Source organism: Methanosarcina sp. 1.H.T.1A.1 (assembly GCF_000979295.1).
Taxonomy (GTDB): domain Archaea; phylum Halobacteriota; class Methanosarcinia; order Methanosarcinales; family Methanosarcinaceae; genus Methanosarcina.
The window spans coordinates 1-7,335 of the sequence record NZ_JJQY01000104.1; the positions used below are offsets into that span (position 1 = coordinate 1).

General features: G+C 45.3%; 6 protein-coding genes and 1 pseudogene. All 7 read right to left on the bottom strand.

From position 1 onward, the window contains the following. Positions 1-181, bottom strand: a pseudogene (locus EO95_RS10855) (Ni-sirohydrochlorin a,c-diamide reductive cyclase catalytic subunit); the annotation flags it as partial. Positions 182-481: 300 nt separating this feature from the next. Beyond that, positions 482-2,032, bottom strand: coding sequence for a coenzyme F430 synthase (gene cfbE, locus EO95_RS10860; RefSeq protein WP_048134705.1), 1,551 nt, complete (start codon positions 2,030-2,032; stop codon positions 482-484). A 28-nt stretch (positions 2,033-2,060) separates the two neighbouring features. Then, on the bottom strand, positions 2,061-2,453 hold the full coding sequence (gene cfbA, locus EO95_RS10865; protein ID WP_048134706.1) for a sirohydrochlorin nickelochelatase: 393 nt from the start codon (positions 2,451-2,453) through the stop codon (positions 2,061-2,063). Positions 2,454-2,877: 424 nt separating this feature from the next. Further along, on the bottom strand, positions 2,878-3,711 hold the full coding sequence (locus tag EO95_RS10870; protein WP_048134707.1) for a transglutaminase-like domain-containing protein: 834 nt from the start codon (positions 3,709-3,711) through the stop codon (positions 2,878-2,880). A 656-nt stretch (positions 3,712-4,367) separates the two neighbouring features. Further along, on the bottom strand, positions 4,368-4,622 hold the full coding sequence (locus EO95_RS10875; protein ID WP_048134708.1) for a hypothetical protein: 255 nt from the start codon (positions 4,620-4,622) through the stop codon (positions 4,368-4,370). Between the two features lie 411 nt (positions 4,623-5,033). Beyond that, positions 5,034-5,846: an alpha/beta fold hydrolase gene (locus EO95_RS10880; protein WP_048134709.1), complete on the bottom strand. Its 813-nt coding sequence runs from the start codon at positions 5,844-5,846 to the stop codon at positions 5,034-5,036. A 175-nt stretch (positions 5,847-6,021) separates the two neighbouring features. Further along, positions 6,022-7,182, bottom strand: coding sequence for a universal stress protein (locus EO95_RS10885; RefSeq protein ID WP_235282973.1), 1,161 nt, complete (start codon positions 7,180-7,182; stop codon positions 6,022-6,024). Positions 7,183-7,335: the final 153 nt, after the last annotated feature.

A 7,335-nucleotide genomic window follows, 5' to 3' on the forward strand; every position in this document is an offset into this window, starting at 1 on the left:
CGTCAAGCCCTGTAGTGACTACATGGATACCGTCTTCTTCGAGCAGTCTCGCGTGCTTGAATGAGCAGCCAGGGGGTCCGTGCAGGATTGCAACATCGACGTTTAAGTCCCTGAGGGTATAAAGAGCCGCAACGATTGAACTCGGGCGGGGATGAATGATTGAAATCTCTTTTGCAGTCATGACAAATCCTCTTATTCTGATTATACGAATGTTTATATGGGTTTCACCCGGGAGATTCCGGAATCCCGCAGGACTGTGAACCCCGCCTGGACGGGAAGAAGGTATCCGGAAGCATGATCAGTTGAAAGTTAAACAAGCAATGGAAACGAATACAGATTGGAAGACCCTGTATAAAATTGTATCATAAAATTCCTGCGAAAAGCCCGCAGCCTGACCCGGAATTCCTGCCAATTTTCCAGGTCCGGCCGGAGAATTTTCGGAGGGACAATTTACATGGGAGATTACCCGGAGGGACAGCGCTCAACGGAAACATTTCACTGAGGAAAGAATTATATCTTCTGTTCCTGCAAGTTCCGAAGCTTTCAATAGCCCTTCCGGAAGGCTGCCTGCATAAGAGGCATTTTTAGCAGCTACTGCTGTCATTCTCTCTCCAACAAGTATAATGTGCCTGCACTTTGCACCGAACTTTTCTACAAACCCCTGCACTGAGACAGGAGGCAGCCCTTCACATACCTGAGAAGCTTCTTCTCCAAGTACAAGGATTATACTTCCCTTTTTTTCGTCCTTTTTCTTCAGGAGAGCGTACTCAAGGGCTTTTTCTGCAGAAAGGATGTCCATTCCGGAGTTGGAGTTGTCAACCAGGGCAACCCCATTAAGCTCTTTTTCCTGCATTCTGCCTGAAAGCCCCCTGAACTCCTCAAGCACAGAAACAACAGCTTTTTGCTCAACCCCAAGTTCGAGAGCGGCTGCAGAGGCTGCAACAAAGGCTGTCATGTATGCCGAACTGTTATATCCGGGGCGCAGGGAAGCTGAAAAAAGTTCATCCCCTCTGCGGAGAAAATGCAGGGTAGAGCCTGAAGCTCCGGGAGTGATTGACGGTTCTGAGGGAGTTGACGGTTCCCGAGCAGCGGATAACTCCGGAGTAATTGATGATTTTTGAGTAGCTGACGAGTCTTGAGTAGCTGACGAGTCTTGAGCAGCTGATAATTTTGCAGTCCCGGCTTCAGTTTTCAGAACAAAATCCGGAACTTCAGACATCTTCACATGGGACTCTGCATAAAATGGATCCTTAAAGGTGAGAACCTTTGCCCGGCTCCATTTTGCAGCTTCAAGGGCTTTTTCTGCCCCGGCATTGAGAAGAAGGGTGCTTCCGGGTTTTGCGTTCAGGATAAGCTGGAGCTTTGCATCGCTTGCAAGGGAAGTATTGTTCGCAATCCCATAATCAGGGGAAAGGGTTGTCAGGATCCCGAGGTCTGCGGTACCCGTACCTCCGATAGAGATTTCAAAGATGAAAAATTCCGGCCTGATTCCTGCCTCAAGGCTTTTTTCAATGGCTGTCAGGATACTCCCCGGAGTAATGCTCAGGCCCCTGTGAATAATAAAAGGGACACCCTCTTTCCAGGCTTCAAGCCCGCGCGAGGTATGGAGCACGACTTCGAACCTGCGGGAGAGCATGTCAGCGAGCAGGGACGCAGTGCTTGTCTTTGCTTTTACGCCTGTTATCTCAACTATTCTTATATCCGAAAGCTCCGGGTCGTCCTGCAGGATTTTCCCTATGGCTTCGTGGTGTGAGAGAACTGTTTTTCCTTCTGACCTGGCTTTTGAAAGCATGGGATAAGCCGGGTCCAGATGCACAGGCGCTACCAGCAGATCGAATTCGGATAAGGGGAGAGGAGTTTTTGAACAGCTGATGCCGTACTTTTCCTCAAGCTCCCCAAGCAGCACCTGATCCACGGTCCCGTAAACGTCTACTCCGGATACATCATTTCCCAGAGCTGCGAGTTTTATTGCGATTGGAATGCCGCCGTGTGTAAGGTCGAGCACGGCGAGCTTCTTCCGGAACAGGTCCATAATAAAAACCGGACCCAGATGTTCAAATCTACAGGGATTCCTGCACCCTTTTAAAGACGAGGTCGGCGATCAGTGAGTCGGCTCCGAGGGGTTTTGCGTAGCAGAGAGGAACTGCTTTCCCATCGATTTCAAGGGTTCCGCAGCCGTTTTCGTCCAGATTCAGGATTTTAGGGATATCCTTTGTGATGTGGACGCCTGAAGCCAGGAAAACAGGTACTGCTGAAATCTTTGTTACTCCTGTACCTGAAAAGCCTGCAATTGCTTCTTCCAGAGTTGGCTCACTGTTTTCCATAAAGCCGGCTCTAACAACAACATCAGAATACTTCTGTGCAATGTAATCTGCGATCTGGCTGACTACTTCTTTATTGTAAGGCAGTTTGCTCCCGTGGCCGATGGCCAGGATTCCGATTTTTTCTGTCATTTTTAAGACCTCATTTTAAGTTTAAGCTTAACAATATTATCAGAATTTGTTTAACACAATTAGTTTAATTTGTAACATCACAGAGTTTAACATAGTTAGAATTTATATGATATAACCTTTTTGAAAAAGGGACAACGGGAGAAAGTTTTGAGAGAAGCGGAGAAAGAAAGTTTTGAGAGAAGCGGAGAAAGAAAGTTTTGAGAGAAGCGGAGAAAGAAAGTTTTGAGAGAGGAAGCGGGAAAAAGAAACTGAGGATAAGGATAAAAATGCGTCAAGCCAGCAAGCCGCAGGAAGGATATTAAAACAGGGCAAAATTTTCATTCATTAATTCATTAATTCATTTATTTATTCATTTATTTATTCATTTATTTATTCATTTATTTATTCATTTATTTATTCATTCACTTATTCATTAATTCCTGCTTTAGAACTCGACCAGGCCGTTCGGGTAGTATATAATAGATGCTCCCTGGAAGTATACACCGCCGGGATGTCTGTACCCGTTTGACCCGCTCCAGTCGAAGTTGAGCCAGTACTGCGTTCCCTGCCCATCTTCAAGCACCCTTTCCGAGTACCAGACATTTTCGGCAGAGGGGTATCTCTCTGCGATATAATCCAGTATCCCGTAAGCTGCGTCCCTGTCATCCCCGATGTAAAGTTCGGGATAAGCGTGCCCATAAGACTCATTGTATGCCGTAACTACCCTCGTATTGAACCCCATATTTTTCAAAAGGGCAGACATAACAATTGAGTAATCATCGCAGTCCCCTATATATCCGCTGTCAATGGTCTGTGAAGCCCCGAAGAAAAACTCGGCGTTTTTGTCGTACCTGTACTGCCAGTTCCGGTTTACGTAATTATAAACAGCGCAGGCATCTTCTATATTGTATCCTGAAGTCTTTCCTGTGATATTGTAGACCTCTTCTCCTGTCCTTTCCTCTCCTGCCCCTATAGCCCTCCGGAAGTTCAGAGACAGCAGCCTGTATTCTTTTGGATAAACAGCACCTGACTTCTCTTCGGAGTACGAGGGCACCTCAGGTATCCCCGGAGAGGCGATACTTTCAGCGCTTTCGACACTCCCGACAAGATCAGCCTCTTCGGCTTCGAGTTCTTCCTCCGGGACAGTACCCTCAGGCAGCAATTTATTCATCCCATCGGCGACAAGACCCTCCTTAAGGTTCCCGATATCCATACAGCCGGCTGTCAGGGAGACGAGAAAAATGAGGACTATAAATTTTAAAGCCTTCACATGGACCACAAAATCAGCTCCGGAAGTACTGTATAAGTAATATAGGTTAATAAATTTCTGTGACAGCCCCCGCGAATAAATTCGCAGGCATCTATGGCCTTTCAACCAACGCTATTCCGCCCAGGAGCGAATATTATTCTGGTCTCGCCAACACCGTTCAAAGTTTTACATGTAGAACTTCCCTACATAACCTCATACTTTAAGTTCAGAGCAAAGTCTAGCTGACCTACTTGAGCCTATTATGCTGATGGTAGCAAAAACTAGCCAATATAGAATAGGACTGGAAGATAAATTAAGGTTTACAGGTAACTATTATCGAGAGAGTTTACGGCTGTATCCCGCCATAAAAATGACGGAGATTAGCCTCTACGCTCCGAAATATAATAAAGTAAATCTCTTAAAATTCTAACATTAGACTCTGGTTTCAATACATAGTTTATATTCCCCTTTTTCGTCTCAAAAATATCCCGCATTTGGGATAGTCGAGACCCTCACAGTATTTTCCTTTAGGCTGGAATTGAGAACATGATGAACAATATTTACATTTTGTATGTAAGATAATGGATATTATGCCCATATACAGACCCCTTTACACCCACAATTCAAAATATGCCCATATATAATCAGATGGGTCCATATATATTAACTGTTGCATTGTTTCCTCTTCAAACCCGAATCGGCATTATTTCACTCCCTGATGCCCTTGCATTTCCTGAAGTGATTTCGGTTATTTTAAAGTATGGCAGCCCCTGAATTGCTAGCTGGGCCATCGAGTACTCGATATCCGGAGTTGGTCCCTTAATCCTGAGAGGACTGGCTATGACGTTGAGCAGTTCCGCAAGGTTGGGGCTGTTCGACTTCCATGTCCCGTCACTCTGTGTTTCAGCGGTAAAGATTTTCCATTCGATTTTCACGGACATTAGTATTCTCCCGTATTCTCCCCTTAAAAAATGGTTATTCGGTCGAGCCAGCTGCTCAAAAAAATAAATTATCAGTACTCGGGCCTAAGTATTTTTATATGTTTTTACCTATAACTTTATATCACCGATGTAATTCGACTTTTCCCCTTTCAAAGCCTTAAATTATTAACCGGAAAAGAAACGCAGAATAATCTAAAAGGAAACTACTTACTGCTGACTCAAGGAGCTCAAATCATAAGTTTGCAGACTAAAAAAGAGATTTTTCAGCAGAGAGTTGTTTCAACCTAAATTGAGTTTATCCAACTCCTATCCAGCTCGGGAATAAGCCGAATCAGGAATAGGAGTATTTATGCTAGAGAGTGCTCTTAGCGGCTCCCTTAAACAGGAAATTACGCATGCCTTTTTGCGGCTTCACAGACGGCTCAGGAAATCCAGCACAATCCGATTAAATTCAGCAGGTTTTTCCATATTTGGCACGTGGGCGGTATCGGGCATGAGAACCTTTTTTGCCCCTTTGATCTCGTTAGCAAGCAGGTCAGCAGCCCGCAGGATTTCAGGATTATCAAGAGATCCAGCCATGAATAACGCAGGAACGGCGAGATTCCCAAGCCGCCCGGTGGCCGGTGGATTGAGCGGATTAAGCGGGTTGGCGTCGGCTATGGCCCAGGTTCCATTCTCGACCGGAATCCGGTTCATCTCAGTTGCCCGCTGACGGACGCGAGAGTCGACCTGCTCCGGCTGACGGAAACTGCCATCAACCCAGAGACGGATCTGCAGGTCACTTACGCGGTTCAGATCTCCCTGTTCGAGAGCCTGCAGCATCTCCAGAAGCTGAGATGGAGGAGCGCCCCTCATTTCAAAGCCTCCCGGAGTCCCACTGACAACGATCAGCGACAGCACCATATCAGGGTGCTCGAGAGTAAAATCAATGGCTGTTTCTCCCCCCATGGAGCAGCCCAATAAATGTGCATGTTCAATACCGAGTTCCTGAAGCAAGCGGTACAAATCCTTACGGCGGGAAACAGGCCCTATTGCAGGATCGGATTTCCCAAACCCGCGCATATCAAAACGAAGAACCCTGTAATGCTGTGCAAAAGCAGCCCACTGCTCGTCCCACATGCGACTGTCAACAAAGCCCGCATGGATGAGCACGAGCACCTCACCCTTTCCCTCAATTTCATAGTAGAGTTTCCCGTCTCCGGGGTCAACGTATCCGCTAGTCATGTTCTCTTGTGCTCCTTCCCTGTAATTTCAGCCCTGATTCCTATTTTAGAGGAGATTTAATTTTGATTGGTTGAACCCGGACTCCTTAATTTTAGTGGATATTCTCTTTATCGTGTCTAATTAATCTGGTCTTAATCCCATAATCCGGATCTTAATCCCGGCATTAATCCTGCGTTTAATCCGGGTCTTTTTCCTTTCTGATTCTTGCATATATCTTCCGACCAGATTTTTTCAGCAGGTAATTCAGACTTTCTTTTGATATCGGCTTTGATTTTTTAACTATCATTACCGGCTTTCTGGAATGTCTGGCAATCCTCTGCGAGAGGGTTCCGAGCAAAGAGATCTTAAATCTCTCGCTCGAATCGCCAATAATTGTCAGATCGTAGCCGTTTGAGACTTCAAGTATGGCATCTTCTATAGAGTATCTTTCAAGCAGTTTAAAACTGACAGGTATCGAAGTTATCTTTTTGACCAGCCCATCAAGTTCTTCAGTAATTATTGCTTTCTTGTCCGGATCTTCATCGGGGCTAATAATGCTGATTATTCTAATTGAAGCCCCGGTATTTGCAGCGAGTTTTTTTGCAAGATAAAGGCCGTGTACAGAATTTTGTTTTCCATTATATGCTACAAGGATTTTCTTAAGGCTGTCAGGTAGATGTCCTTTTAATAGAGCGATCTGGCTTTTTGAGGACAGGAGAACATCATTTGTTACGTCTCCGAGTGAATACTTAAACCTCTTTGATTCGTGCCAGCCCATAATAATTATGTCTGCGTGCTCTATTTCAGCCTGTTCAATAATTGAATTTGAGATTTTGTGGTCAAATGCAATGATAAATTCCCTTTTATTTCCGAATTTTGCAGGGTATTGCTCAAAATCTTCCTGGAAACGACAGTCCATCTCTATCTGTTTCTCATGGTAGGCTTCCTGAACTACCATTAAGGTTGTCTGGCGTGGAACTTCAATTATGTGCAGGCAAATTATCTCACTTCCCAGGAAATCTGCCAGCTTCAGAAGGTCTCGTTCATGCCCCGGATTGGAAACTGGCACAAGTACCCTGCCAACAGAAACCGGTTCAACGCTCACTCTTTCTACATTATTTTCCAGCAGGTCAAACAGGTTATATGCTGGCATGGCTTTGTCTTTTCCATAGTACATGTACCAGCCGGCTCCGGCAAATATCATTAATACGGTAAACAGTAAAGGTAAACCACCAAGAAGAGGCAGCAATAATATGCTCCCGACAACCCCGAATATTTGCGTGAAAGGATAGAAGGGATCGCGGAATGTTGGTTCATATCCGGGTAAAGTCCGTTTTCGGAGGATGATTACTGCCATATTGAGCAGGATAAATATCAAAATGTTAAAAGCCCCGCCAAGTCTTGCCAGCTGTTCTATGTTGAAAAAAAACAGGAGCGAAACCATTACAGTTCCGGTGACCAGTATAGCATCTGTCTCTTATACACATCTCCGAGCCCACGAGACGGACTC